Origin of the sequence: Pseudohongiella sp., assembly GCF_011050365.1 — a bacterium.
Classification (GTDB): Bacteria; Pseudomonadota; Gammaproteobacteria; order Pseudomonadales; family Pseudohongiellaceae; genus Pseudohongiella.
In genome coordinates, this window is the sequence record NZ_DRFV01000016.1 from 184557 (window position 1) to 211527 (window position 26971).

Annotated in this window: 19 protein-coding genes; 11 read left to right on the forward strand and 8 right to left on the reverse strand. The window is 56.7% G+C overall.

The features are described 5' to 3' along the window. The first annotated feature begins 21 nt into the window (after positions 1-21). A complete protein-coding gene (locus ENH71_RS13935) occupies positions 22-2283 on the forward strand; it encodes a BamB-related PQQ repeat family beta-propellar protein (protein ID WP_294136384.1) in 2262 nt (753 codons plus the stop codon). Positions 2284-2313: 30 nt separating this feature from the next. Further along, a complete protein-coding gene (locus ENH71_RS16085) occupies positions 2314-3657 on the forward strand; it encodes an inositol monophosphatase family protein (RefSeq protein ID WP_317622423.1) in 1344 nt (447 codons plus the stop codon). A 14-nt stretch (positions 3658-3671) separates the two neighbouring features. Here the strand turns inward: ENH71_RS16085 and ENH71_RS13950 are convergent, their stop codons facing one another. Further along, positions 3672-6008 (reverse strand): efflux RND transporter permease subunit, encoded by a 2337-nt coding sequence (locus ENH71_RS13950; RefSeq protein ID WP_294136382.1) that lies wholly within the window; start codon positions 6006-6008, stop codon positions 3672-3674. Continuing rightward, a complete protein-coding gene (locus ENH71_RS13955; RefSeq protein ID WP_294136380.1) occupies positions 6005-6919 on the reverse strand; it encodes a LysR substrate-binding domain-containing protein in 915 nt (304 codons plus the stop codon). The genes ENH71_RS13950 and ENH71_RS13955 overlap by 4 nt, the downstream gene beginning before the upstream one ends. Before the next feature lie 143 nt (positions 6920-7062). Between ENH71_RS13955 and ENH71_RS13960 the strand changes: the two genes are divergently transcribed. After that, positions 7063-7833 (forward strand): ferredoxin--NADP reductase, encoded by a 771-nt coding sequence (locus ENH71_RS13960; protein ID WP_294136379.1) that lies wholly within the window; start codon positions 7063-7065, stop codon positions 7831-7833. 123 nt (positions 7834-7956) lie between these two features. Here ENH71_RS13960 and ENH71_RS13965 read toward each other — a convergent pair whose 3' ends face one another. Further along, positions 7957-8553, reverse strand: coding sequence for a redoxin domain-containing protein (locus tag ENH71_RS13965; protein WP_294136377.1), 597 nt, complete (start codon positions 8551-8553; stop codon positions 7957-7959). A gap of 383 nt (positions 8554-8936) precedes the next feature. Here ENH71_RS13965 and ENH71_RS13970 point away from each other — a divergent pair, with 383 nt between their 5' ends. Beyond that, the gene (locus tag ENH71_RS13970; protein ID WP_294136376.1) at positions 8937-11465 is read left to right on the forward strand and encodes an efflux RND transporter permease subunit; all 2529 of its coding nucleotides are present in this window, start codon (positions 8937-8939) and stop codon (positions 11463-11465) included. A gap of 74 nt (positions 11466-11539) precedes the next feature. Continuing rightward, positions 11540-12127 carry an ATP-dependent Clp protease proteolytic subunit gene (locus tag ENH71_RS13975; protein ID WP_317622749.1) on the forward strand — a complete coding sequence of 196 codons (588 nt, stop codon included), beginning with the start codon at positions 11540-11542 and terminating at the stop codon, positions 12125-12127. 99 nt (positions 12128-12226) lie between these two features. Here the strand turns inward: ENH71_RS13975 and ENH71_RS13980 are convergent, their stop codons facing one another. Next, a complete protein-coding gene (locus ENH71_RS13980) occupies positions 12227-12655 on the reverse strand; it encodes a hypothetical protein (protein WP_294136372.1) in 429 nt (142 codons plus the stop codon). Positions 12656-13039: 384 nt separating this feature from the next. On the opposite strand from ENH71_RS13980, the gene ENH71_RS13985 reads away from it, so the two are divergent. Then, complete coding sequence (locus ENH71_RS13985; protein ID WP_294136370.1) at positions 13040-13942, forward strand: hydrogen peroxide-inducible genes activator; 903 nt, start codon at positions 13040-13042, stop codon at positions 13940-13942. A gap of 114 nt (positions 13943-14056) precedes the next feature. Further along, positions 14057-16039 (forward strand): hypothetical protein, encoded by a 1983-nt coding sequence (locus tag ENH71_RS13990; RefSeq protein ID WP_294136369.1) that lies wholly within the window; start codon positions 14057-14059, stop codon positions 16037-16039. A 52-nt stretch (positions 16040-16091) separates the two neighbouring features. Here ENH71_RS13990 and ENH71_RS13995 read toward each other — a convergent pair whose 3' ends face one another. After that, positions 16092-18326, reverse strand: a complete 2235-nt coding sequence (locus tag ENH71_RS13995; RefSeq protein ID WP_294136367.1) for a xanthine dehydrogenase family protein molybdopterin-binding subunit — start codon at positions 18324-18326, stop codon at positions 16092-16094. After that, positions 18323-18823, reverse strand: a complete 501-nt coding sequence (locus ENH71_RS14000) for a (2Fe-2S)-binding protein (protein WP_294136365.1) — start codon at positions 18821-18823, stop codon at positions 18323-18325. The genes ENH71_RS13995 and ENH71_RS14000 overlap by 4 nt, the downstream gene beginning before the upstream one ends. Before the next feature lie 240 nt (positions 18824-19063). Between ENH71_RS14000 and ENH71_RS14005 the strand changes: the two genes are divergently transcribed. Further along, the gene (locus tag ENH71_RS14005) at positions 19064-20242 is read left to right on the forward strand and encodes an iron-containing alcohol dehydrogenase (protein WP_294136364.1); all 1179 of its coding nucleotides are present in this window, start codon (positions 19064-19066) and stop codon (positions 20240-20242) included. A 250-nt stretch (positions 20243-20492) separates the two neighbouring features. Further along, complete coding sequence (locus ENH71_RS14010) at positions 20493-20864, forward strand: hypothetical protein (protein ID WP_294136359.1); 372 nt, start codon at positions 20493-20495, stop codon at positions 20862-20864. A gap of 137 nt (positions 20865-21001) precedes the next feature. On the opposite strand, the gene ENH71_RS14015 is transcribed toward ENH71_RS14010, so the two are convergent. Then, positions 21002-21265 (reverse strand): MoaD/ThiS family protein, encoded by a 264-nt coding sequence (locus ENH71_RS14015; RefSeq protein ID WP_294136357.1) that lies wholly within the window; start codon positions 21263-21265, stop codon positions 21002-21004. Between the two features lie 136 nt (positions 21266-21401). Between ENH71_RS14015 and ENH71_RS14020 the strand changes: the two genes are divergently transcribed. Both ENH71_RS14020 and ENH71_RS14025 read left to right on the forward strand, forming a co-directional pair. Continuing rightward, positions 21402-22580 carry a TAXI family TRAP transporter solute-binding subunit gene (locus ENH71_RS14020; RefSeq protein WP_294136355.1) on the forward strand — a complete coding sequence of 393 codons (1179 nt, stop codon included), beginning with the start codon at positions 21402-21404 and terminating at the stop codon, positions 22578-22580. Further along, a complete protein-coding gene (locus ENH71_RS14025; RefSeq protein WP_294136354.1) occupies positions 22580-24526 on the forward strand; it encodes a TRAP transporter permease in 1947 nt (648 codons plus the stop codon). Before ENH71_RS14020 ends, ENH71_RS14025 begins: the two co-directional genes overlap by 1 nt. Here ENH71_RS14025 and ENH71_RS14030 read toward each other — a convergent pair. Next, a complete protein-coding gene (locus ENH71_RS14030; RefSeq protein WP_294136353.1) occupies positions 24523-26811 on the reverse strand; it encodes a DUF6351 family protein in 2289 nt (762 codons plus the stop codon). The genes ENH71_RS14025 and ENH71_RS14030 overlap by 4 nt on opposite strands. Positions 26812-26971: the final 160 nt, after the last annotated feature.

The window sequence follows — 26971 nt, forward strand, 5'->3', positions numbered from 1 at the left end:
GAAAACTGTCCAGAGGCCAGCATGAATCTATTCGTCCGCAAAATCATCCGTGTTTCGTTGATGCCCTGGGTATTGATATCCGTCCCCGCGCTTTCACAGTACGGTGCCCCCGACGGCGAATGGCATACATGGGGCGGCGATCACGGTTTCACCCGTTATTCCGCGCTGGAGCAGATTAATACTACCAATGCCGCAGATCTTCAGGTCGCCTGGCGCTGGCGCGCACTACCGCTGGGAGACCGCCCCGACCGCAACCTGAAAGCAACGCCACTGATGATTGATGGCGTTCTGTATATGCCGTCTGGCGCGCATCAGGTTGTGGCGCTTGATGCCGCTACCGGCCAGGAAATCTGGCGCTACACGCCGACACCGGCCAGCGTTGCCGACCGCGGCCTGGGACTGGGCAGCCGCTCTCTGGCGTACTGGCGCGGAGATGATGAAGCCAGAATATTTCACAATACACTTGATGGCCGGCTGCTGGCTATAGACGCGCATACCGGACTGGCAGACCCGGCTTTCGGCGACAAGGGCACTGTCATGTTACGCGAAGGGTTGTATCCTGATGGTTCCGACGCAGAATCCGTTGGTTCTTCATCGCCACCCGCCGTGGTTGGCGATGTGGTCGTCGCTCAGGTCGTGGGTAGCATTACCGCAGCAAATCGGGAAGCTACGCCAGGCCACATCCGTGGCTACGATGTTCGTACTGGTGAGCTGGTGTGGCGTTTCAATACCATAGCGCAGCCCGGCGAGCCAGGCCACGAAAGCTGGCAGGGTGAGTCCTGGCGCTATACCGGAAATACCGGCGTCTGGTCCATGATGAGTGTGGACACCGATACCGGCTACATCTACCTGCCGGTTGAGGCTGGCTCCAATGATTTTTACGGCGGCCAGCGTCATGGTGACAATCTGTTTTCCCAGAGTCTGGTGTGTCTGGACGGGCGCACAGGCGAGCTGATATGGCATTATCAGCTTACACATCATGGTCTGTGGGATTATGATCCGCCCTCAGCACCGATACTGGGCGATATTGTGGTGGACGGCAAGCGCGTAAAAACCGTGACCCAGTTAACCAAGCAAGGCATGTCGTTTGTGTTCGACCGGCTCACCGGGGAACCGGTGTGGCCGATTGAGGAGCGCGCAGTACCGCCCAGTGAGGTGCCTGGTGAAAGGGCCTCACCCACTCAGCCGTTTCCGACGCTGCCGGAACCCTATCTCCGTCAGGGCTATCACGAAGATGAGCTGATCGAATTTACACCCGCACTACGCAGGGAAGCGCTGGAGATTGCTTCCCGCTACGTACGCGGCCCTATCTACACACCGCCGACACCGTTGCGCGAAGGTGGCACCCAGGGCACCTGGGTCAATCCCGGATATCAGGGCGGCTCCAACTGGAATGGTGCAGCATTTGATCCTGGCACCGGTACCATGTTTGTGCCGTTACGCAAGGCGCCGATGGCGGCAGCACTGCTGACACCTGACCCCTCGCTAACGAATTGGCAATATCTGCGTGCGCCGTCGGTGTTTATTCAGGGGCCACGGGGCCTGCCGGTCATGCGCCCGCCCTGGAGCCTGATCACCGCCACAGACATGAATCGGGGTCGACATACCTGGTCGCGCAGCATCGGCCCGGCGTCAGATTACATCCGGCAGCACCCCGATTTGCAGGGGCTGGATCTGGATTTCGACAATATGGGCCACCCCATGATCCGGCCATCGCCGCTGGTGACGTCGACATTGCTGTTTCTGGCTGAGGCCGGACATCTCAGCGGTGACCCGGGCGGACCCATGTTTCGCGCTTACGACAAGGTTACAGGCGCGGTAGTGGCGGAAATCGAACTGCCGGCGAAGGCCTCGGGTGCACCAATGACCTATTTTCACCAAGGCTATCAATATATCGTGATTGCGGTGGCAACTGCCGATCATCCCGCTGAACTTGTGGCGCTGGCGTTGCCAGGTGCGGTCACGGAGTACGCCGGCGACATTGCTGCCACTACTGGCACGCCAAGCCCGGCGCCGGAAATCACCTTGTCAGATGAAGAAAGTGTGGCGGCTGCACAGCAGTTCGCAAGACTGTGTGCAACCTGCCACGGTGACCGCGGTCAGGGAGTCAGTGGTGGTTCTGCTCCGGCACTGGTGAATCTGTCTGATCCCGGGCCGGTAAACAATATCATTGCGCGAGGCGGTGTGGAGATGCCGGCGTTTGCTCTGCAGCTTGATGCCGTCGACATTGAGGTGTTGAGTCGATACGTGTCCATGCTGTCAGTCAGTGGTAGCGTGCGCTAACGATAATTACCTCCGAAACAGGATAACAGTATGACTCAGCATGAAGCCTTTGAATTTCAGCCAATCCTGACCGGGAGAACGATCACTCTGCGTCCACTTCGCGACAGTGACCTGGAGTCGCTGTATGCCGCAGCCAGTGATCCGTTGATCTGGGAACTCCACCCCGACCCGGAGCGCTACCAGCGTGAAGCGTTTGAATCGCGGTACTTCAGTGGCGCTCTGGACTCCGGTAGTGCACTGGTGGCGATCGACAACGCAAACGGTGACATTGTCGGTTGTTCGCGTTACTACGAGTGGGACCCGGTGGCAGAAGAGGTCGCCATCGGCTTCACTTTCCTGGCGCGAAGCCGATGGGGTGGGGCAACCAATCGCGAAATGAAAACATTGATGCTGGATCATGCCTTCAAGTGGGCCAGGCGGGTCTGGTTCCATATCGGCAGCGACAACCGGCGGTCGCGTCGTGGCACCGAGAAAGTGGGGGCGAGGTTCTCGCACGAAACTCAGAAAGAAATTAACGGTCAGGTGCAGGATTACGCGTATTATTTTATCGACAGGCCGCCGGTAGCGCCCAGTGAGGTGTTGGCTTTCAGTGAAAAAATAGCGCGCGAAGCCGGTGCCCTGATGCTGGCGGAGCTGCGGCGCGGTGATGGCCCGGCAGAGCATTTTAAACATGCGGGCCAGGAGCTGGTGACCGAGGCGGACATCAAGGCTGACAATCTGATCTGTGATGCTATTCGTGCACGCTTTCCCGGGCATCAGATTCTGGCCGAGGAGTCGGCACCTGACCTGTCTCAGCTGAGTCAGTCAACAGGCCCTTTGTGGGTGATCGATCCGATTGATGGCACGGTCAACTATGCCCATGGCCATCAGCACTCGGCGGTATCGATTGCCTGGCTGGTCGATGGCGTGTTGCAGACCGGTGTCGTCTATAACCCCTATAACGATGAAATGTTCTCCGCCGCCAAAGGGCAAGGCGCTAACCTGAACGGGCGGCCGATTCATGTGGCACAGAAGACGGACCTGCGTCGGGCGCTGTTCGCCACCGGATTCCCCTATATAAAAAGTGATATGGCACGTTTGGTCCGGCGTCTGGATGTGATGCTGACGCATTGCGCTGACCTGCGGCGCATGGGCTCTGCCGCCCTGGATATTTGCTGGGTAGCCGCCGGGCGTCTGGATGTGTATTACGAGAACCTGAGTGTCTGGGATTTTGCTGCAGCGCAACTGATCGCCATTGAAGCGGGTGCGCGCTACGGGCATTTCCTGCCGGTACCTGAGGGCGTTAGCCCGGTGTTCCACAACAAGAATATACTGGTCAGCAATGACACTTTGTATACCAAGGTCAAAGATGTATTGCTACAAGCCGAAGAATGAAAGCGTGCTGCCTGTCAATTGACGGGTGTGCGCCGTTGGCGGGACTGAAATTGCTCGCGTGCTTTTTCCAGACGGGACAGCAATACCGGTAGAAATGTCAGATCCAGAATCAGCGCGAGTACTACAATCGGCACCAGTAAGCGTGCGGCCTGTTGAAAATAAAGTGTGCTCGCCAGCAGCAAAATCAGTGCGCCCAGAGTCAACACGGCCGTAGTAATGGTCAGTGCCGGCCCGGCTTTTGTGATCGCTGCCTGAATGGCATGCTCCACGTCCAGGCCTTGCTGGCGCTGGCGTTGATACGTGCTCAGAATATGTACGGTATCATCGACCACCAGGCCGATGCTGATGCTGAACAGCATCATGACAAAGGGATCCACGGTGCCTACCAGAAGCCCCCAGGCACCAAATACCAGCGTCGCAGGTAGCAAATTGGGTATCACGCTGACCAGCCCGAAATACAGACTGCGCAGACCAATGCTCAGTGCAATGGTAATCATTAGCAGGCTGATCAGGTAACTCTGGATCAATTCGACTGTGACCGTTTTGTCCATACGCGCGAACAGCAGTGTATTGCTGCCATGCAGGAGTCGCATGTTCTGATCTGCAAACGTGTTCCGAAAATAGTCTCCGATGGCCAGGTCAAGGTCTATGAGGCCCTGGTTCGTTAGCGGTGTTGTGGTAATGAAAAACCGGATGGTCGAAAAATCCGCGTTTATGAAGTTGGACAGCGCGTAACTGTCCCGTTGCACAGAGACATAGTTCATCAAATGCTGCTCCACCATATCGACGGAATCGGGCAGGCGGTAATTGTCCACTCCATCGCCTGCCTGTGATCCTTCGAGCGTATCGTTGATGGTTTTTACCACTTCAACAAGACTGGCCACCTCAAGTACGTCTTCACGCTGGCGTAGCCAGCCGGAGAATTCGTCAACCCGCTGCAGGAATTCGGGCTCAATCGCGCCATCGGGTCGCACGCCTGAAGGGGTGGTGGCAACGATGCCATAGTTCATGCCCGTGCCGCGCTGCATGCGCTCATTGAGCAGGGCGTAATAGGCATGCAGGGGAGAGTCCTGATCGATGAAGTCCAGGCGATTAAAATCCGGTTTGTTCAGTGGTAGCAGTGCTGCGGCGATGACTCCGGCCACGATGACACCGGTAAATATCAGACGGTCGTATCTCGCCACCAGGCGTTGGCTGAAGCGCAGAAAAGCGCCGGCCAGCCTGACTTCACCAGCGGGGCCGCCGACTGCCATAACCAGTGCCGGAAAACACAGGAAGCTTAGCAGCCACGCAAACATGACGCCCAGGGCGACGATGGTGCCGAACTGGCTGATGGCAGGTGCTGACGCATAGTTGAGACTGGCGAAACCAATGGCGGTGGTCAGGGCTGCCAGTGACACCGGGCGCAAGTTGAACGCCAGGCTGTGACGCATGGCCATGGCCGCCGATGCCGCGCCGGTCAGTTGCTGGCGATAGACTGACAGAATATGTGCGGTGTTGGCGACCGCTATGATAACAACGACCAGAGGTGCCATGACCGAAACGCTGTTCAGTGCAATGTCGGCCCAGGCCAGGGTGCCGATAGTGCAGGTGATTGTCAGTAGCGTGATCAGCAGGATACAGGCGCCATGGCGAACGGATTGGAAGCAGTAACAGATGAACAGTACGCACAGCAGTATCACCAGGGGCAACAAGCGTGTCAGGTCCCGGATCATGGCGTCGCGGGTAGAGGTTTCAAACAGTGCCTCGGCGCCGGGCGCAAAGGTTATATCCGGGTGCGCGGCACGCAGGTCACCCAGCACGGCGTCGATGCCATCGGCGATTTCGCGATTCTGTGCGGAGTTGCTTGTGCTCAGCGTAAGCTGGGCGGAGAACAGTGCGAGGTCGGCATTGGGTGATACCAGGATGCCGTTTATGAACTGGTCGGCCATGGCTTTGTCGCGTGCTGCCGCCATGGCGTCCGCGCTGACCTCATGGAAGTTGCGAAAGCGTCCCGGGAACAGACCGATTTCGCCAAACGGGGAGTCGTACGCCACCACTGAGCTGGCCCGGCCGGTATAAGGTATGCGCCGATACTCACGGTGCAGTGCACCCAGTGCTTCAAGTATGGGGGCAGAAAAAACATCAGTAGTCCCCGATGCTGCAATGACCGCAATGCTGATGTCCTGCCGGCCGGGAAACTCGGCGGCCAACTGGTCGCGTTCGCTGACGTAGGGATCGTTATCGCCCAGCAACACAGACACCCGGGTGTCAAAACTGATGGCAGGTATGGCAATGGCCAGTACCGTTGCCATGATCAGGCTAATAACCAGCCAGAGCGCACGATAGTTGATCAGAATTCGAGGTATCACTGATCAGGCCCGTAAGTTCCAAAGGTGCCTGCATTGTCTTCCTGGCACAGGGCGATCCAGTTGCGGATACCGGTGCTGCGGAATTTCTGTTTATGCAGGATAAAGTAGAAGCGTCGCATCCAGTCACGTTGTGGCGCATACAGAGGCAGCAGACTGCCGCGGCGGAAAGCTTCCTGCAAGGTGATACGTGACAGGCAGCCAATGCCCAGACCTGCTTCAACGGTGCGTTTGATGGCCTCGGTGTGTTGCAGCTCCAGGCGCAAATTGAGCTTGGGCATCAGGCCATACATGGCGTGCTCAAAGGCCTGCCGGGTACCTGAGCCGGCCTCCCGGATAATCCAGTCCGCACTCACCAGGTCATCATCGCTGAGCGTCGGTCGTCCGGCCAGTGGGTGATCCGGAGCGCAAAACAGACTGAGTTCGTCGTCGCGCCAGGGAATGACCTCCAGCGTGGCATCCTGCAGTTCCCCTTCAACCAGACCGATATCGAGCTCGAAATTACGCACCCGCTGGGTGATCAGTGACGTGTTTTCTACTGTCAGATCAACGCGTGAGCCGGGATAGCGGTTCATGAAATCGGCCATGATCGGCACCGCCAGATAGTTGCCAATGGTCAGGGTTGCGCCCACCTTGATGTGGCCGACCTCACCCTGCCGTGCCAGCAGTTGTTCAAATTCGGTGGCCTGGTTCAGCAGCGCGACCGCATGGGGGCGCAAACTCTTACCAAAATCATTGAGCTGCAGACGTTTGCCGACGCGGTCGAACAGCTGCATGTCGAAGCGCTGTTCCAGCTCCTTCAGGGCCGCACTGGCAGCGGACTGGGACATGGACAGGCTGTCTGCGGCGTGCGAGACGTTCTCATGCCAGGCAGTTGCCAGGAAAACTTCGATCTGCCGCAGTGTATAATGCATGTCAGCGCCTCGCGGTGTGTTATCGTTATTTTCGATTAACCTTATAGTATTAAATCATTTTACTGGTATAGCGGCACGGTTTACCATGCATGCATCAAAATTTTTCATCTCAATTTTTATTCGACGTTTTACGGGATTTTGAAATGGCTGCAATATCCAAGCAAAGTGTAACCAGCGTTCATCACTGGAATGAAACCCTGTTCAGTTTTACCACAACCAGAGATAAAGGTCTTCGCTTCGAAAATGGTCATTTTGTTATGGTCGGCATGGAAGTTGAGGGTCGACCGCTGATGCGTGCGTATAGCATTGCCAGCGCGAATTACGACGAAGAGCTGGAATTTTTCAGCATCAAGGTGCCTGATGGTCCGCTGACTTCGCGTCTGCAGGACATCAAAATCGGCGACGAGCTGCTGGTCAGCAGCAAACCCACCGGCACGCTGGTGGCGGACCATCTGCTGCCGGGACGCAACCTCTACCTTGTGGGCACGGGCACAGGCCTGGCGCCTTTCATGAGCATTATCCGCGACCCGGAAATCTATGATCGCTTCGAAAAGATCATTCTTGTCCACGGCGTGCGCCGGGTAGTGGATCTGGCTTACCGTGACTATATTACCAATGAGCTACCGCAGAATGAGTTTTTTGGTGAGGAGGTCAGCAAACAGTTGATCTATTATCCTACGGTAACCCGTGATCCGTTCGAGAATCAGGGCCGCGTCACGGATGTTCTGGAAAATGGCGCCATGGCACGGAAAATTGGTCTGCCGCAGCCCACGCCCGATCATGATCGATTCATGTTGTGTGGCAGTCCTACGATGCTCAAGGACATGTGCCGGATTCTGGATGATGCGGGCTTCAAAGAATCCCGCCACGGTATTCAGGCGGAATATGTGATAGAGCGTGCGTTTGTGGAATAAGGGTCGCCGACACTCCGGGGCTTGACGCGGTAAAAAAGCAAACGTGGTAAAAAAAAGGCCGGTGCTTCACAGCAACCGGCCTTTTTTATCGCCTGAGCATTGAGTTTGAAATCCCAAACCGGCTTAGCTCAGAAAGAATCCAACCAGACAGCCTTTGGCATCAGGGATGTCATTCATGTTGACCGAACCACCAGCCATGACAGTGTCCAGCGCATCCCTCAGGTATTCGTTTTCCGCTGCAGTACGCTGGGTTTCATACCCCAACTGGTCATTGATCGGCCCGCGGAAATGAATTTCGCGCGTTTTGGGATCAATAATGAAAACCTCGGCGGTGCGCTCGACGCCCATGGAGCGGGCGACTGACTGGTCGGCATCCTTCAGAATGGGGAACTGGATATTGAATTCCTCTGCTTCTTTGGCGATGCGGGGAATATCGTCCTGAATGAATGCGTTTATCATCAGGAATTCCACATTTTTGTCGGCATAATCCTGCTCGATTTGCAGGTAGGTCGGTACTGACAGGCGCGCGATAGGGCAGCCGGAGCCGTGCACGTACATCACGATGTAGTCATTGTCCTGATAGTCGTCCAGCGAATGCATGACGCCTTTGTGATCTTCCAGGTCGAATTCCTTGACCTGCTTCAGATAGGAATCCGCATGGCTTACAAACGGTATCATGAAAAATACCGAGAAAATTAATAATGTCATCGACTTGCGCATGGTCAAACTCCCCTTCGGTGTGACTTTAATACGTTAGATTACCACTACTAGACCAATTCTGCCGGTCTTATTCAAGTCCGAGATTGTGACGAATTGTGAGATCTCAAGGCTCAAAGCGGCAGCAGGAAGCTTTACCGTGGCGGATCGCATGCCAGTGGCGCCGAATCACGGTGGTTACGCCGGCCGCAGGGGCGATTCCGCGGGTTTCTGTGAAGCCTGGCCGGTTGCTAACATCCGATCGGCGCCAGCGCAGCGTAAAAAGAGGGGCTTAGACTGGTCCTTTTGTTACGTCAGTTCCTGCGTGAGATAACAATTCACGCGCCAACAGGGTATAGTCTGGAGCGGTATTTCAGGCCCCAATTTTTTCAGATGATGGATCCGTTATGCGTTCGACACTTTCGCGTTGGTACAGTGCCCTGGTCTTTGACAGACCCTGGCTGGTGATCGTTTTATTGCTGCTCGCTGTGGCGGGCTTTGGCTGGTATGCCCAGGATTTCAGGCTGGATGTGTCTGCAGATTCCCTGTTGATGGAAGATGACAAGGAGCTGGAGTATACCCGCGAAGTCAGTCAGCGCTACGGCGCCACCGATTCGGTGACGATTGCATTCACGCCACGCAACATGGATTTGCTGAGCGATGAGTCGCTGGCGATCATGGCAGATATACGCGATGACCTGTTAGAACTGGAGCGTATCGAAACAGTCAACAGTCTGCTCAATGTGCCCATTTTTGGTGACACGCCGCTGACCGGCATTTCTGAAGACTACGCCACCATTACCGATGATGATATTGATCGGGAAGCGGCACGACAAGAGCTCAGGACGAACCCGGTATTCAGTAACGCCGTGATCAGTCCGGACGGCACCACCGGTGCCATGCTGGCGAGCTTTCAAGAGGACACGCGATACATAGAGCTGATCAACCGCCGCACCGAGTTGCGCAATCAGCGCGAAGCCGGCGGACTTACGGAGGCAGAGGCGCAGGAACTGGAACAGGTGTCGGAGCAGTTTGATGCCTACAGTGCGCAAGCCGCTGAGCTTCGGCATCAGGACATTGCCGCCATCCGTGAGATTCTGTCCAACTATGACGACGAGGTGCAGCTCTATCTGGGCGGCGCGCCGATGATTGCCGATGATCTGGTGACATTTGTACAGAACGATCTGGCGACGTTCAGCCTGGGTGTTTTTGCTTTTATTGTGATTGCATTGGGCCTCATATTCCGGCGCTTGCGCTGGGTGTTGCTGCCCCTGGCCTGTTGTGCTGTCGCCGGTGTAATTGTGGTGGGTATTTTGGGCTTCATGGACTGGAAGGTGACGGTGGTCTCCTCCAATTTTATGTCGTTGCTGCTGATTATCACCATATCGCTGACCGTGCATCTGATGGTGCGCTATCGCGAACTGCGGGCCAGCCGCCGCTTCAGCAAGCAGCAAAAGATCGTTCGCCATGCGGTTCGGGCGATGTTTTTGCCTTGCCTGTATACGGCGCTGACAACCATCGTCGCCTTCGGTTCACTGGTAGTCAGTGGCATCACGCCGATCATTTCCTTCGGCTGGATTATGGTCATGGGCGTGCTCACCGCACTGATAGTGGTATTCCTGCTGTTCCCGGCCATGATGAGTCTGTTGCCCGCGGAAAAACGTGAGCGGCCCAAGGCCATGCGTGCCAGCTTTACCGCGCTGCTGGCAAAGGCCACTGACAAGCTCGGCAACAAGTTGTTGTGGGTCTACGCCCTGGTATTCGTCGTCAGCGCAATTGGCATTACCCGGCTGCAGGTGGAGAACAGTTTTATCTCCTACTTCAGTGAAGACACGGAAATCTATCAGGGCATGAAGCTGTTCGACGAAAAGCTGGGTGGCACCCTGTCGTTTGATGTTGTGGTCAGGCTGGCTGATGATGCGGCGTCTGATGACGGTTTTGATGACGGTTTTGATGACGGTTTTGATGACGGTTTCGATGACGGTTTCGATGATGGCGGTGCGGGGGATGACAATCCCTACTGGTTCACTGCCGACAAGATGAATCGAATCGAGCGTATGCACGAATTCCTGGATGAGCACCCGCAAACCGGCAAGGTACTGTCGTTCGGTGCTGTGGTGCAACTGGCGGAGGAGCTCAACGGAGGCGAGGTTGACAGCTTCCTGTGGGCGCTGTTGTACACCATGTTGCCGGAAACGCTGCGCTCGACCGTGCTGACGCCATTTGTTGCGATCGAGGAAAACGAGATCCGTTTTAATGTTCGTGTTATCGAGTCTGATCCTGACCTCAATCGCAATCAGTTGATTGAGGATGTGAGGACCGGTATGCAGGAGAACTTTGGCCTGGCGCCGGAGCAGGTGAGCGTCACCGGCACCCTGGTGCTGTACAACAATGTGCTGCAAAGCCTGTATCAATCCCAGATTCTGACGCTGGGTGTGGTGCTGGCCGCGATCATGCTGATGTTTCTGGCCCTGTTCCGCTCCCTGAAGATTGCGGTTATCTGCATCATTCCGAACATCATTGCTGCCGCTCTGGTGCTGGGCATCATGGGCTGGCTGGCAATCCCGCTGGATATCATGACCATCACCATCGCCGCGATTTCAATTGGCATTGGCGTCGATAACACCATTCACTACATGCACCGGTTCCGGCGCGAATTCCATCGCATTGGTAACTACCGGCAGACTATGTTCTATTGCCACAGCAGCATCGCCCGCGCCATGTACTTCACATCACTGACGATTGTGGCGGGCTTCTCGATACTGGTGCTGTCAAACTTTATCCCGACCATGGTGTTTGGTCTGTTGACCAGTGTCGCGATGCTGGTTGCACTGCTGGGTGCGCTGACGCTGTTGCCGCAACTGCTGATCGCGTTCAGGCCGTTGGGTGAAGAGTCTCATCCCGGGGCTCAGCAAGTGTCGGGCGTGGTATCATAGAAGTTTAAGCATTTCAGGACTGAACCTGCGGGCTTCGGTCACTGGCAACAAGTCGATTTTTGGAGAAAATGAGTATGCAAATGATGTCGTCTGCCAACGAGGCGCCCGCGCAGGGACCAAGCCGTCTGCTTGACGAAAAACTGTTCAAGGCACGTGCACTGACTATTTTTGGCGAAATCAATGATCGCATGGCTCGGACGATTACCGAGCGTTTACTGGCACTGGCGGCGGAAAGCAATGATCCCATCACGCTGTACGTCAGCTCACCCGGCGGCCACGTGGAGTCAGGAGATGTGGTCTATGACATCATCAAGTACATCGAGCCTGATGTTTATGTGGTTGGCACGGGCTGGGTTGCCAGCGCGGCGACGACGATTTATCTGGGTGCCAAGAAAGAACACCGGTTCGCGTTGCCAAACACCCGGTTTCTGGTGCACCAGCCCATGGGTGGATCGCGCGGCAGCGCCTCGGACATCAAGATTCAGGCCGAACAGATAGTCAAAATGCGTGCCCGAATCAACAAGTTGATTGCCGATGAGACCGGTCAGCCACTGGAGCGTGTTGCCAGGGATACCGATCGTGACTACTGGATGACGGTGGAAGAAGCTATTGAGTACGGCATTGTCGGCAAACAGATCCGCTCAATGTCGGAATTGAAGTAACGCCTGCAACAACTCGTGAACGGCGTCGTCCGCGAGTCGGGCGGCGCGCTTGATGTGACGCGGACGCGATTGAAACAGTGCGATTAATGCAGTTCGCGCTTACTGCAATTTGATAAACCGGGCCTGCTGATTCCGCACCAACGTACAAACCACATGATAATCCGGCTGACAGGACATTGAGCGCACGACCGCCGTTTCCGGGCTGGTCAGCTGCACCATCACTTGAGCAACCACGCCCTGATAACTGACTTCCACGGTGCCACTGCTGCCATTGATCAATCCTTCGCCAGCTTGCCATTCTATGCCTGCCGGTCGCAACGGCTCCAGCCTGAAATTCGTCCCTGACGGTAATACCAGTAACGTGAAATCGGTATCTTCCGCCTGCCACTCGCCGTGCCAGATTCCGGGGTCGCTCAGTTCGTCGGCGTGAATGCTGACAGAGGTTGCCAATAACAGTGCGGCCAGCAGGCCTGTCATGACTGAAGGCCGCGTGTCGGGATTTGAGGTGTAGAGTCTTGAATCGGGCATTTTCTACTGTTACCTGTCGCAGTCAGCCGATGGAGCGCGGAGTATAACAGTTATTCCAACAGATACGAAAAGTGCAACCGGGCGGGTTGATGACCACATTCAGGGCCGACCAATCAGGAACCACAGAGAGCACCAGCTAAAAAAAGCCGGAACGATTTTTGGGAATCGTCCCGGCCAAGAGGGAGCGTACAATCAGAATTGGTACACGGGTCAATCATGCCTTCCTGCGAGCACTGACAAGTCATCATTAGTCGCAATGAGGAACATCATACGGCGGGCAGGTGAATAGATAAAATGAATTAAATGTATTAAAGTGATATGTATTATGTATCGTAATAATTTTTCACCTGAGACCACGTTCCACAGCTGTCATGAGGAGTTGCAATGAACCACCTGCCTACCACCAAACAACTTCGGTATTTTGTTGCGCTGGAACAATATGAGCATTTTGGCAAGGCCGCAGAATCATGTTTTGTGTCTCAGCCAGCCTTCAGCGTTGCGATCAAAGAGCTGGAGAATATGCTTAATATTCAGCTTGTTGATCGCACTAACAAAAATGTCACAGTGACCAGTCTGGGGCGCGATATCGCTCGCCAGGCCAGGGTGGTGCTGCGCGATCTGGAAGACATGGTCGATATTGCACGGGGTAACCAGGCTCCCCTGACCGGACAACTTAAACTGGGCGTGATCCCGACCATTGCGCCGTTCCTGCTGCCCAAACTGCTGCCAGCACTGCGCAAATCCTACCCGGAGTTGAAACTGTACCTGAAAGAGGATTTGACCGAGCGCGTCTATGATCGTCTGATGGACGGAGAGCTCGACCTCATTCTGATTGCGCTGCCGTATGAGTTACGCAACGTGACCGATATGCCTTTGTTCGATGACCACTTTTATCTGGCGCACCACCAGCACAGCGCGTTTGTCGACCCGAGCCGTTACAATATGAATACTTTGCCTACGGACAGCATTCTGCTGCTGGAAGATGGCCATTGTCTGCGGGATCATGCTCTGTCTGCGTGCAATATCAAGAATGCCGACAAGGTCAGTAGTATTACGGCGACCAGTTTGCTGACCCTGGTGCAAATGGTGGATGCCGATTTGGGTATCACTTACCTGCCGGAAATGGCGGTCAAGTCACCCTTGCTGAAGAATACCCGAATCAAAACCATTGCCATGGATGACAGCAGTTATCGACAGATCGGTCTGGTTTGGCGCAAGGCCAGCACACGGCGCGATGAGTTCGAAATGTTGGGAAATTTTATCAAGCGGCATTATCAGGCGGGATGAGGCTGATCTGCGACGTAGCCTGTTGACCTGATGTTGAACCGGGTGTTCAATGACAGCGTATCTTGTTGACAAGTTGTCATTTATTAGCAAGCAATGGCTTTGGAGTGAATTTTCATGAGCATCCATATAAATATCATCAATACCCTGGCATCGGTTGCCAACAGGGCAGTCGCCGCTCCTCTGGCGTTTGCCGTGATCCTGACTGCCGGCCTGGCCGGCGTCAGCGCTGTCGCCGATGAAGCGCCGGTCACCCGCGCGTCCGACTTCACGTTGATTGATCAGCATGGCAAGGCGTTTAACCTGCATTACCATGAGCAGGTGCCGGCCATCGTATTGATGGGGCATCAGAATGGCGCTGCCGCGGTGGATGCGGCTGTTGACGGTCTCAGCGAGCAATGGGCGGAGCAGGGCGTCGTGTTTGCTCTGCTTAATCCGGTTCCGCAAGAGTCACGTGCTGACATTCTGGCTGATACACAGCAACAGGGTCTGCAACTGCCGGTATTAAAAGATGAAGCAGGCCTGGTCACTGAAACGCTGGCGTTGAACCATGTCGCCGAGGCGCTGGTGATTGAGCCCGGTCGCTGGCAGATTGTATATCGCGGCCCGGCAAACAGCGCCGAATTCACAGCAACATTACAAGCGCTGCTGGATGGCGATAATGTTGAACTGACCGCGCAGGCGATGCCTGCGGATGCCAGATTGTTGTCCCGTCATGCCCCCGTCACGGATATCTCCGACACCATGTACAGCGACACAATAGCGCCCATGCTGGTAGAGAAGTGCGCCGATTGTCACCGTCCCGGCGGCATCGGACCGTGGGCAATGACCAACCATGCGATGATCCAGGGCTTCTCCCCGATGATTCGTGAAACCGTTCTGACCAAGCGTATGCCGCCGTGGCACGCAGACCCGGAGATTGGTGAATTCCTGCATGATCTGAGCCTGAGTGTCGACGAAGCCCGGCAGCTGGTGTCCTGGATCGATGCCGGTGCGCCGCGCGGTACCGGCGAGGATCTGCTGACCAGCGTGAAGGCTCAGGATACAAAGTGGGAAATGGGTGAGCCTGATCTGGTGGTCACGCTGCCGAAATTTGATATTCCGGCGACCGGTACGCTGGATTACCAGTTCTTTGAAGTGAAAAACCCGCTGGATCATGATGTCTGGGTGCGCGCCGTACAGGTCGCCCCGGGTGACCGGCAAGTGGTGCACCATGCCATTGCAACGTTTGGTGCCAGTTCAAACACAGCGGGGCAGTCAAACAGTGGAGCATCGCTGTTCCAGCCACAACTGATGACCTTTGTGCCCGGGAACGAGACCTATGTATATCCGGACAACACCGGTGTCTATGTGCCTGCGGGAACGTCTTTCTACACGCAGATGCACTACACCACCTACGGTCGCGCCACCAGTGATGAAACCCAGATCGGTCTGTACTTCAGCGATGAGGCGCCAGAACACGTGCTGCAACACTTCTCGATTCTTAACCCCGAGCTGCGCATCCCCCAGGGTGCGGCCGAGCACGAGGAAACGGCGTATTATCAGTTCCAGCGTGATGCGGTTATTTACAGCCTGTTCCCGCATGCCCATTATCGGGGCCGCGCGTCCGAGTTCGCGATTCGCTATCCTGATGGGCGCGAGGAAGTGGTGTTGTCGGTACCCAACTACGACTTCAACTGGCAGCGTTACTTCCAGTTCGAAGAGCCCATTGAGGCGCCTGCCGGCACGTTTGTCATCCATCGCACGGTGTATGACAACTCGACCGCCAACCTGAGCAATCCGGATCCGTCAGTCAATGTCAGGTTCGGCGAGCAGACCTGGGAAGAGATGCTGTATGGCGGCATTTCCTTCCGCTATGAGGAGCCGGGTGAGAGCGACTTCGAAGTCAATGAAGATGACTACATGGCGGCACTGGCGATGGGTTTCATGGACCTGAACATGGATGGCAAAGTGGCGTTGAATGAAATGCCTGAGCAGGCAAGGCAGGCGTTGGCGCTACCCTTCACCATCATGGATCGTGACAAGACCCAGGGGCTGGAATACCCCGAGTTCCGTGAGTTCATTATCAAGAGCGACATGATGAGTAACAGCGCATTCTGATCAGGTTCGATTCGCCACTGTCAGTTGTTGCTGGCAGTGGCGAATCATCGTGTCAGGCGTTCCCCGCCGCCTCAATGGGCGTTGGCGTAAAACGGTAGTGCTTCAGCGGCAGTTCACGCACGCGCTGTCCGGTCAGGGCATATAATGCATTGGTGACAGCCGCAGAAATCGGCGGTGTCGCCGGCTCACCCAGGCCACCGATAGCAGCATCGTCGGACTCCAGCAAAATGACCTCAATCTCTGGCGAATCAGCCAATCGCAGCATTTCGTAATCATGGAAATTGCTTTCCTTGACGCGTCCGCTCTCAATGCTGATCTGTCCGTACATGGCCGCCGTCAGGCCATAGATGATGCCACTTTCGACCTGTGAGGCAGCCGTGTCCGGGTTAACCACGCGGCCGCAGTCGATGGCACAAACGACCTTGTTGACGCGCACGGCACCGTCTTCGGTGAGTGATACCTCAGCGACTTCTGCAACGATACTGCCAAAACTTTCCTGTAAGGCGATACCGCGGGCACGACCCTCAGGCGCCGGCGTTGTCCATCCCGCACGTGTCGCAGCCTCCTGCAGCACGCGACGATGACGTGGCTTGTCTGAGAGCATGGCCAAACGGTACTGCAAAGGATCCTGCTTGGCGTGCCATGCCAGTTCATCTGTGAATGATTCCAGAAAAAACGAATGTTGCGAGTGCGCGACACTGCGCCATGCGCCGAACGGCACATGGGTCGGGCTCTCCACATAATCAATCTGCTGGTTGGCTACCTGATAGGCGATATGCGCAGCCTCAACCGGTTCATTCTTGCCGATATAGACATTTTCCCAGGCAACCAGCTGACCATTGCTGTCCAGTCCCGCGCGGAAACGGCTGCTGACGGCCGGTCGGTAATAATCCTGCCGGGTGTCTTCTTCACGGCTCCAAAGGGTTTGCACCGGAACATCAAAATGACTGGCAATACGGGTTGCCTGATCTATGGTGTTGGTGGATTGTGGCAAACGACGGCCAAATCCGCCGCCCAGATAAAACGGATGTACCGTGACGTCGTTTTCATTCAGCTCTGCCACCGTGGCGACCCGTCCCCGAATACCCAGGTTGTCCTGGGTGCCGGTCCAGACATCGCAGCGACCGTCATGAAAGTGGACAGTGCAGTTCATCGGTTCCATGGCAGCGTGCGCCAGATAGGGTACCCGATAGCGCGCGTCGATAATCTCGGCGGCGCCGGCGAAAGCCTCGGCAGCATCGCCGGCATGCACGTCTTCGTTGCGTTCGGCGCTGTCCAGCGCGGTGTCGAACTGGGTGAATATGTCGCTGCTGTTAACATCGTCGAACTCGGCGCCGGTAAACACCGGTTGCAGCTGTTTCAACGCTTCACTGGCGCGCCAGTAGTTGTCAGCAACAACGGCGACCGCGTCTTCCAGCTCAATCACACGCTCGACACCACGGCGCTGCATAACGGCGTCCACGTTGTCCACGCGCGTCAGCTTGCCGCCAAACACCGGGGCGGTGGTGACGGCAGCGTAGAGCATGCCATCGGGACGGGCATCAATGCCATACATGGCGGAGCCATCAACCTTGGCTGGAATATCGACACGTGGCACCGCGGTACCCATCAGTGTGAAGCGATCAGGCGTTTTTAATGTCGGGTTGCGTGGCGGTTCAAACAGGGCCGCCGCGCTGGCCAGCTCACCAAAGCTGGCAGAGCGACCACTGGCATCATGATAGATGTAGCTGTTACGCGCATCACACTCACTGGCTGCCACATCCCATTGCGCGGCCGCAGCATTGATCAACATTTCCCGCGCGGCGGCGCCGGCGGCACGCATACCCATTTCGCCGGTGAAACGCACCGAGCTGCTGCCGCCGGTGATCTGCATATTCATGATCTCGGCCGCTTTTAATGTGGCAAAATTAACTGTGCGATCCAGAAATGCCGGCACCGTCAATCCCATGGACATGGCAAAACCCTTGATCAGTACGCCATTGGCGAACAGATCAGTGGCCGGTGCCTGCTCTACCCGCACCTGATTCCAGTCTGCGTCCATTTCATCTGCTGCCATCATCGGTAGGGACGTCAATACGCCCTGGCCCATCTCCGAGTGAGGCACAACAACGGTAACCTGGTTGTCGGGATCAATACGCAGCCAGGTGGTCAAAAAACTCTGGCCGGCGCTGGTGTGGTCCCGGTTGGCCAGTGATTGTCGGTCAGGTCGAGTCACGGCATAGCCCAATAACAGACCACCGCCGATAACAGTGGTGCCCAACAAAAAGAGGCGTCGATTCATCTTCATACGGTGTCTCCCTGAGCGCTGGCGGCGCTCCCGGCATTGTCCGCAATAATAGCGCGTATCGCCTTGCTGACGCGGGGATAGGTGCCGCAGCGGCAGACATTGCTGACACTACGTTCGATAGCGGCCTCATCAGGATTGGGGTTATCTGCCAGCAGGGCACTGACCGCCATGATCATCCCGGACTGGCAGTAGCCACACTGGGGTACCTGGTGATCAATCCACGCCTGCTGCACCGCCGTCAGCGCGGGGTTGCCGGCGGCATTTACGGTCAGGCCTTCAATGGTGGTTACCTGGCTGTTCCGCACGGCGCTGACCGGGGTCACGCAGCTGCGTACCGGCTGCCCGTCAACGTGCACGGTGCAGGCGCCACAGGCGGCGATGCCGCAGCCAAACTTGGTGCCGGTCAGGCCCAGTTCATTGCGCAGGGCCCACAGCAATGGCATCTCTGGCTCTATGTCCAGTTGCCGGGTATTTCCGTTAATAGTAAATTCGATCATGTGAGCCTCGTAACCGGGTCGGTTGGCATTGACGCGCAACCGGAGCTGCGCAGGAACGGTGATGCTGATTTGGCAGTACTATATTTGCAGAGCCATTCTGGCAGTACTATTGTCAGTACTAAAAAAGCCAGGCCGGACTAAAACAGTATTAATGCCAGAGCATATAGCAGAATATGAATAGCTTCAATTTACATATGTATTTTGGTGCACGATTCGATTTGATGACAACAGGAAAAAGGCATGGAGTCACTGATTTTTGATTATACCGGGCTGCAGCGTGTGCGGCTGGGTACGCCGGTGCAGGAAGCACTGGCCGCCGAGTTGCGGGCACTGCCTGCAGCCCGGGTGTTTATTGTGATCTCCGGAACATTGAGCAGGCAAACACCGGTGGTCGGAGAGTTGAAACAGTGCCTGGGTGACCGTCTGGTCGGGGTTTTCGATACCATGGGCGCACATTCGCCGCGCTCGGATGTGTTATCAGCGCTGGCTGAGGCCCGCGCTGCAGATGCCGACGTTCTGCTCGCCGTTGGCGGCGGCTCGATGATAGATGCCTGCAAGGTCATTCAGTTTTGCCTGAATGCCGGTATTGGCGACGAGGCCGGATTGCTGCGTTATGGTCAGTTCAGCGATGGCACGCGCGGGGATTTGTGTGGCACTGAACCGGAATTGCGTCGTCAGCAACCGGTGTATCAGATAGCGGTGCCGACGACATTGTCAGCCGCCGAGTTCAGTAACAATGCCGGCGTCACTGACACAGTTAAGGGTGCCAAAGAGGGCTACAAGGCACCTGGACTGGCGCCCAGGCAGATTATTTACGACCCGGCGCTGGCATTGCATACGCCGACGTGGCTGTGGCTGTCAACGGCCATAAGATCGCTGGATCATGCCATTGAGGGATATTGCTCGGCGGATGCCCATGCTTACGTGCAAGGGCATTATCTGCACGCAATGCGCCTGTTCGCGAAATCACTGCCGGCGATGAAAGCGGATCCGGGCAATCTTGCCGCCCGTGCGCGCAACCAGCAAGCCGCCTGGCTTGCCGGCTGTGGGCTGGGCCGCATTCGTCATGGCGCCAGTCATGGCATTGGCTACATTCTGGGCGCCATGTGCGGCGTACCACATGGGCATACTTCATGCGTCATGCTGCCGGCAGTGCTGCGCTGGAATGAGATAGCGACCGCTGAGCTGCAGCGCGACGTGGGGCAGGCACTGGGCGCCGGCGGTAGCAGCACCGCCGGGTTCCTGCGAGCCTGGCTGCAGGATCTGGAATTGCCGGTAAGCCTGCGTGAAGTGGGGGTGAAGGCCGGGCAGCTGCCGGCAATCGCCACCGCCGCTGCGCAACATAATGTTGTGAAATCGAATCCGAGGGCCATCACCTCGGCTGATGATGTCATGGAGATTCTGCAACTGGCCTGGTGAAAACTGACGAATCTATGCGAGTTGCAGGAATTCGTCAGGGTTTTTGGGTGCTTCAACGAAAAAGCCGTTGACCTGAGCTCAATTCAATATCAAAGTAAGCCAGCTTCCAGCCGCTGTCAGTAACGGGCGGCCCGGGCATGCAGGAAAGCTTCCGGGCTCAGCCTGATTGCACAATAGCTTATATCCAGAATATGCGTACAAAGCGCAATAAATTTAACTATGTTTTATCAATCTTGAAGGGGATTTCATCATGCGTACTAAAATCGGCTCGATCATCACAGGTGTCATGATGGCACTGTTTATCAGTGCCTGTGCAAGTGTATCCGAGCCGCATCCGCTGGTGGGCGGCTGGTTGATCACTATCGACACGCCAATCGGCGCCATGGATGCCAACCTGAACGTCAACGAAGACCTGACGGGCGAAATGTCATCCCAGGATCTGGGTGGCGCGCCACTTGATGCGGTTTCCGTTGACGGCGAAGCGGTGAGCTTCAGCACCACAGTGGATGCTCAGGGTCAGTCCATGACACTGGTATTCAACGGCACGGTAGTTGACGATCAGTTGAGCGGCAGCTTCAATACTGATTTCGGCGCCATTCCGGTCACCGGTCGACGACTGTAACAACATCCCCGGCTGATTCATTCTGGTGTTTCAGCCGACTGCTCCGGCCAGCTGCTTTAACAGGCGGCTGTGACCAGCGCAGAAGAGCAGTCGCCTGCCATGCAGCGGGCGCGGCTCTGCTGCGAACCCCGCAAACCTCATCCGCCCTCAATTGCAGGGATGAAGACCAGCTCACTGTCGTCACTCAATGGCTCTGTCAGCGCATCGGTATGAATGTCTCCATCTATCGCGACCGCAGCACGCGCCAGAATCTGTTTGCTGCCCGGGTAATTCTTCTCAAGTGTGCTCAACAAGCTGCGCACCGATGTTACCGATAGCTCCAGACAAGAGTCCATGGGGATCATGGCGCCCGTTTCGGCCAGACTATCCCGCAGAAAACTGTTCACGATTACTTTTGCCATAAGGTCACCTGATTGCCAAAGACGATGCTCGATATCGCAAAGTATGGCATATTCCTTCCACTCTTTTGGCGACCTTGATACTCTTTGTGGCCAGAGTCAGACACCCGCAGTTGTCATGCTGTGCAGGAGAATAATAATGCGTTTGAACACACTGGCAACGGCGCCAACAATCGGCAGAAGAGTCGCACTGGCGGCGCTGGTTATCGCGGGCTGCATAGCCACCCCTGCCTTCGGGCAACCTGAGCTACCGCGTCAGATGGCGTGGACTGCCTATAATCTGGGCACCACCGGTTACAATCAGGCCGTGGCTATCGGCGCCATGTTGCGTGACCGCTACAATATCACCCTGCGCGTGATTCCGGGCCAGAACGATGTGTCGCGGCTGTTGCCGCTGGATACCGGGCGCGTGCAATTCTCTGCCAACGGTGTCGCCACCTATTTTGCCCAGGAAGGCATGTTTCAGTTTGCCGATCCGCAGTGGGGGCCCAAGCCCTTGCGTATGTTGATGAGCTCCAACGGGCTGAGTAATCAGGCCGTTGCTGTCGCCGCAGACACCGGCGTTACCACATTCGCCGAACTCAGGGGCCGACGCGTGCCCTACGTGCGTGCCGCACCCGCACTGAACATTTCCATGGAAGCCTACCTGGCCTGCGGTGGTCTGACCTGGGATGACGTAGAGCGGGTGGATTTTCCGGGCTACGAAGCCATGTGGGAAGGCGTTATCAACGGCGATGTTGATGTTGCTTTTGGCACCACGGTCTCCGGGCCAACGCGGAGGCTGGAAGCATCGCCACGGGGCATTCGCTGGTTACCGGCACCCCATGATGATGAGGCCTGCTGGCAACGTCTGTCAGCGGTAGGGCCCTATTTCAACAAGTATAGCGCGACCCGTGGAGCCGGCATCAGCGACGATAACCCACAGGAGGCAGGTACTTATCCCTATCCAATTCTGATCGCACTGGAGAGTCAGGACGAAAATACGGTGTACTGGATGACCCGTGTCATCAACGAGAACTTTGCTGACTTCAAGGATGCCGACCCGGGTGCTATCGGCTGGGCGCTGGAGTCCCAGGTGTTCAACTGGGTGGTGCCATACCATGCCGGCGCTGTGCGTTACTGGCGCGAGGTCGGCGCCTGGACTGATGAGTATGAAGCGCACAATCAGGCATTGATCCGCAGGCAGGAAGTCCTGGCAGATGCCTGGTCTGAAGTGGAAGGCGAGAATATAGACGATCGAGAGGCTTTCATGGCGCGTTGGCAGCAGGTTCGCGCTGAACGTCTGGAGGCGGCCGGCTTCGATCCGGTCTGGCGCTGATGGCGCGCTCACCTGGCTCGATGCCGGTGCCGGTGCGCTGGCTGGTTGCGATTTCGGCAGTGCTCAGCGCCTTCCTGGCGATGGATTCTTTGCGCCTGTTTTCCGAGAGTCCGTTACTGGACTTTGTTATTACGGTACAAAATCACTATTACTACGCATTGCTCGCGCTACTGCTACCACTGGCCTATCTGATTTATCCGGCCCATGCCAACGCCACCCGGTACTGGTATGACGCGCTGCTCAGCGTTTGCGCGTTTGCCGCGTGTGCGTTCTTTTTCATCAATGCCGAGACCATGCTGGACTATGGCTGGGAGTTCTCCGCTCCGACCCATGCCGTGTGGATGAGTTATCTGTTGTGGCTGCTGGCGCTGGAAGCAGTGCGGCGCTGTGGTGGCCTGACGCTGTTTTTCCTGGTGCTGGTGTTTTCGCTATATCCGGTTGTGGCCGAGCGCTTGCCGGGCCCGATCTCCGGTATGAGCTCGTCGCTGGCCCAGACCGCTTCCTACCATGTCATGAGTATCGAAAGTATCCTGGGCTTGCCGTTCCGCGCGTTCGCGCAGCTGGTTATTGGTTTCCTGATTTTTGGCATCGCATTGCAACACACCGGCGGCGGGCGGTTCTTTATCAACCTGGCATTTGCCATGTTCGGCCATGTGCGTGGCGGGTCGGCCAAAGTGGCGATCGTGTCCAGTGGTCTGATGGGTTCCATGAGCGGCAGCGTGATCACTAATGTGCTGACCACCGGACAGATGACCATACCGGCGATGAAACGCGATGGCATGTCCAGTGAGTATGCCGGGGGTGTCGAAGCCTGCGCCTCCACGGGCGGTGTGCTGCTGCCGCCGATCATGGGGTCGACCGCCTTTGTGATGGCGACATTTCTCAATGTTCCATACACCACGGTAGCGTTAGCCGCAGCGATACCGGCTGTGCTGTATTTTTTTGGACTGTTTGTGCAGGTGGATGCTTATGCGGCCCGTACCGGGTTAAAAGGCACGCCACGCGAGCAATTGCCCGGTCTGGGCGCGACCATGCGTGAAGGCTGGTTTTACATCGCTTCATTTGCCGTACTGATTTTCCTGTTGGTTTACCTGCAGCGTGAAGCGGTGGCACCGTTCTATGCGACAGCGATGTTGCTGGTGCTCAATCAGTTATCGGCCAAAAACAGGTGGGATATCAAAGCCACCGGGTCGTTTCTGGTGGCGGCAGGCAAGTTGCTGGCGGAGCTGCTGGCGATCATGGCTGGCGTTGGCCTGATTGTGGGAGCGCTGTCGCTGACCGGTTTGTCGGGTACGCTGGTCAATGATCTGTTGTACCTCGCGGGCGACTCGGTATTGCTGCTGTTGTTGATGGGCGCGATGACCAGTTTTGTGCTGGGCATTGGCATGACCGTGACTGCAGCCTACATTTTTCTGGCTATCATTCTGGCACCTGCACTGATTCAGGGCGGTCTGGATCCGATGAGCGTGCATCTTTTCATTCTGTATTGGGGCATGTTGTCTTTTATCACGCCGCCGGTCGCTCTGGGTGCATTCGCAGCTGCCAGTATCGCCGGTGCGTCGTCGCTGGCAACCGGTTTCAAAGCCATGCGGCTGGGCAGTGTCATTTACTTCATTCCTTTCTTCTTTGTGCTTGATCCGGCCCTGACCATGGCGGGCAGCTTTTGGGATACCCTGTCGGCCACGATCACGGTAGCAGTCGGAGTGTTGCTGATTGCCGGTTCTCTGCAGGATTATTTGCCCGGACTGGGCTTCCTTGATCGCCGCGGTGTGGCCGGCAAAGCCGGTCGGCTGCTCACCGGGTTCGGTGGCGGCCTGGTTGCTTTGCCGGGTCTGGAAATGATCGGCTTTAATGTGGGCGATATGGCGCTATTAAGCGCAGGTGGCGCCATGGCTCTGCTGGGTATCCTGCTCGCCCGGCGTCCCGCAGAGCCGGTTGCGGCTTAGGGCGTTTCCGCGGCGTCCGCCTGGTAACGATTGACCGGCGAGGGACCAAAGGACAGCCAGGTCTGATTGCTGCCCTGGCCGACACCGGGACGACTCCAGTCGCAAACACCGTCGGGAAAGATGTTTTCCAGCCTGGCTTTTTCGTCGTCAGTGAAGGTCACCCGGTAGTCGTCATAATCAATGGCTTTTAACTGGCACTTCATGACATCGTTGGTTAGTGGGCCGCCCGCGACCAGCCGAAGCCCTGCATGCGGCGGATACAGTTGATTGCATCGGCCTTCGGTGTTGTCAAACAATCGACTGGTATCGAATACCGCTGGCTCCACAATGCGCTCGCCGTCGGCAGTGAAACAGTCGTCGCTCAACGTCGCCGGTTTCGCCCGCACTATCCGTTCCAGCATGGGTAATTCATTGTTGGCTGCCTTGATGGCATCAAGCCAGCTGTTCATCAGCGCCAGGTTTTCATCAGCCAGTGACAGGCTGGCCGGATGGCGCCGGATGACATAGTTATCGGCATGACCGTTGTCACGCTCCAGGCGGGCACGGGTGGTAAATGAATATACGCTGGCGTGAAAGTTACCCTCGTGATCCAGGTAGGGGCGGTCATCAATGATGGGCACGCGTGACAGACCGGCAGCGCCATTGGTGATACGGCCGGTTTCATAAGCGGTGCGGATCGCGCCCGGGTCGCCTTGGGTGCGCGCGTCGGTACGCTGATAGTCGATGTCCCAACCGCCAAAGTTGGCGTTGATGTCCAGAAACAGCGACTTGTTTATCAGGCCCTGGTTCAGTGCTGCCAGGCCATACTGCACGCCGACGTTATCGTGCGGGCTCGGTGCAATGCCGCGGGCAATAGTGCTGTCCGGATGTTGGCGCTCACCAAACACGTTACGCATGCCGTCGTAAATCGAACAGCGTATACCGGACGGGTTGGTCTGTGGGTGGTAGTGCAGTTCGGCAGGGATCTCTGCCGGGCAATCAAAGGGCGATATGCGGTCCGGCCGGTCTCCCAGTGATTCGTCGCACAGGTACCAGTTGGGCCAGCCGCCAACCACAGCTTTGGTGGCGTCATCCAGACCATTGGCGGGGTTGTTCGCATAGTTGCGCCAGGGCCCGGAACACTCCTGCGCGTCAGCGAAGTAGGTAGTTGCATCGGAGAATGTCATGCCGATCAGAAGCCCATCCAGAATCCCCGGATAGGCGCCGGCGATCAACAATTGCTGCATGGCTCCGCCGGAGGCTCCGCTGCCAATGGTATGTATTGGTTCGCCGTAGTATTTGGTGAAATGTTCTTTCACCATCATGGCGGTTTCAGCCGAAATGACATCATTGCAGCCGCCCTGGGCGTTGACGTTGAGTGTGGAAGAGGCGACGGCATAGCCTTGTGCCAACACCGATTCACGCAACACGCCGCCGGTTCCCGCGCCCTGGAAGTAACCCGCTTCGCAACCGCCACCGAAGGTGTAAAGCAGGCGCTGATTCCAGGCCTGACCCGGTGATGTGGCGCGCGGTGCAGGTGTGGCGGGGTCATGCAGCATGGCAATCTGATAAATGGCGCGGTTCACTGTGCCGGTTTCCAGACGCACGACAAACGGCACGTCAACGCCGGCACTGGTGGTGGTCAACAGGACATCGTCAGGCAATCGGTCAATGTCAGTCAGTGGCTGAAAGCCTTCCTGTTGATTGCTGCGATAAACATAGTCGACGCGCGTGGGCAGGGAGCAGTCTTCATCCAGGGCGGTGCCATCAAGGAAATCGCCGTTGCCGATAGCAAATCGCCGAGGTTGGCCATCCGCGCGCTCTGCCAGCTCACCCAGACAAAGATAGGGTTGCTGGTGCGGGCCGGAGATCACCGGCCCGGTGCGGGGATAATTGGTCAGGGTCAGGCTGGCGCTGGACTGACCGGCGCTGACCTCCAGTGTGTTATTGCCTTCGGCAAGACCTTCAAGCAGAAAGCGCAGGGTGGCGCCGGTCTCGCCGACATCCGTCGCAGTGACAGCGGGCAACGGCACAATGCTACCGTTCAGTCTCAGTGTTGGCTGGGTAGCGCGGTCGCCATCGTGTTGTACCGCGATCAGGGTGCTGCCTCCGGTAATCAGGTGCGGTTGGCTGGAGATGACTGCAACGCTGAGCTGCGTGACCCCTGCGGCAGTGGCCGCCGCGCTGGTTTCTTCAGGCCCGGAGCAGGCGCTCAGCGCCAGGGCCAACGCCAGCGCAAGGCTGCCGGTGCGGCAACATCGGGTGGGTGGAACAGAGTGACGCTTTGTTGTTATGGCTGCGTTCATGTCGTGAGCTCCGCTATTCTGCGTTTAGCTGTTGAATTCTGCTCCAGCTTACACCAAACTTGATACGCGGGCATCTTGCCCGCGCAAGCCCGGACCTGCGGTGTCAAAGGTGTTCTCATGGTAAGTGCTTACTTTCAACAATGCGCACGTCAGACAAAGT

Bases quoted from the DNA above. Each gene is read 5' to 3' on its own strand.
- ENH71_RS13995 (WP_294136367.1), bottom strand. From the start codon at position 18,326: ATGAAGATGAATCGACGCCTCTTTTTGTTGGGCACCACTGTTATCGGC.
- ENH71_RS13985 (WP_294136370.1), top strand. From the start codon at position 13,040: ATGAACCACCTGCCTACCACCAAACAACTTCGGTATTTTGTTGCGCTG.
- ENH71_RS13955 (WP_294136380.1), bottom strand. From the start codon at position 6,919: ATGCATTATACACTGCGGCAGATCGAAGTTTTCCTGGCAACTGCCTGG.
- ENH71_RS13935 (WP_294136384.1), top strand. From the start codon at position 22: ATGAATCTATTCGTCCGCAAAATCATCCGTGTTTCGTTGATGCCCTGG.
- ENH71_RS13990 (WP_294136369.1), top strand. From the start codon at position 14,057: ATGAGCATCCATATAAATATCATCAATACCCTGGCATCGGTTGCCAAC.
- ENH71_RS14000 (WP_294136365.1), bottom strand. From the start codon at position 18,823: ATGATCGAATTTACTATTAACGGAAATACCCGGCAACTGGACATAGAG.
- ENH71_RS14020 (WP_294136355.1), top strand. From the start codon at position 21,402: ATGCGTTTGAACACACTGGCAACGGCGCCAACAATCGGCAGAAGAGTC.
- ENH71_RS14005 (WP_294136364.1), top strand. From the start codon at position 19,064: ATGGAGTCACTGATTTTTGATTATACCGGGCTGCAGCGTGTGCGGCTG.
- ENH71_RS13975 (WP_317622749.1), top strand. From the start codon at position 11,540: ATGCAAATGATGTCGTCTGCCAACGAGGCGCCCGCGCAGGGACCAAGC.
- ENH71_RS13980 (WP_294136372.1), bottom strand. From the start codon at position 12,655: ATGCCCGATTCAAGACTCTACACCTCAAATCCCGACACGCGGCCTTCA.
- ENH71_RS13970 (WP_294136376.1), top strand. From the start codon at position 8,937: ATGCGTTCGACACTTTCGCGTTGGTACAGTGCCCTGGTCTTTGACAGA.
- ENH71_RS14025 (WP_294136354.1), top strand. From the start codon at position 22,580: ATGGCGCGCTCACCTGGCTCGATGCCGGTGCCGGTGCGCTGGCTGGTT.
- ENH71_RS14010 (WP_294136359.1), top strand. From the start codon at position 20,493: ATGCGTACTAAAATCGGCTCGATCATCACAGGTGTCATGATGGCACTG.
- ENH71_RS16085 (WP_317622423.1), top strand. From the start codon at position 2,314: ATGACTCAGCATGAAGCCTTTGAATTTCAGCCAATCCTGACCGGGAGA.
- ENH71_RS13965 (WP_294136377.1), bottom strand. From the start codon at position 8,553: ATGCGCAAGTCGATGACATTATTAATTTTCTCGGTATTTTTCATGATA.
- ENH71_RS14030 (WP_294136353.1), bottom strand. From the start codon at position 26,811: ATGAACGCAGCCATAACAACAAAGCGTCACTCTGTTCCACCCACCCGA.
- ENH71_RS14015 (WP_294136357.1), bottom strand. From the start codon at position 21,265: ATGGCAAAAGTAATCGTGAACAGTTTTCTGCGGGATAGTCTGGCCGAA.
- ENH71_RS13960 (WP_294136379.1), top strand. From the start codon at position 7,063: ATGGCTGCAATATCCAAGCAAAGTGTAACCAGCGTTCATCACTGGAAT.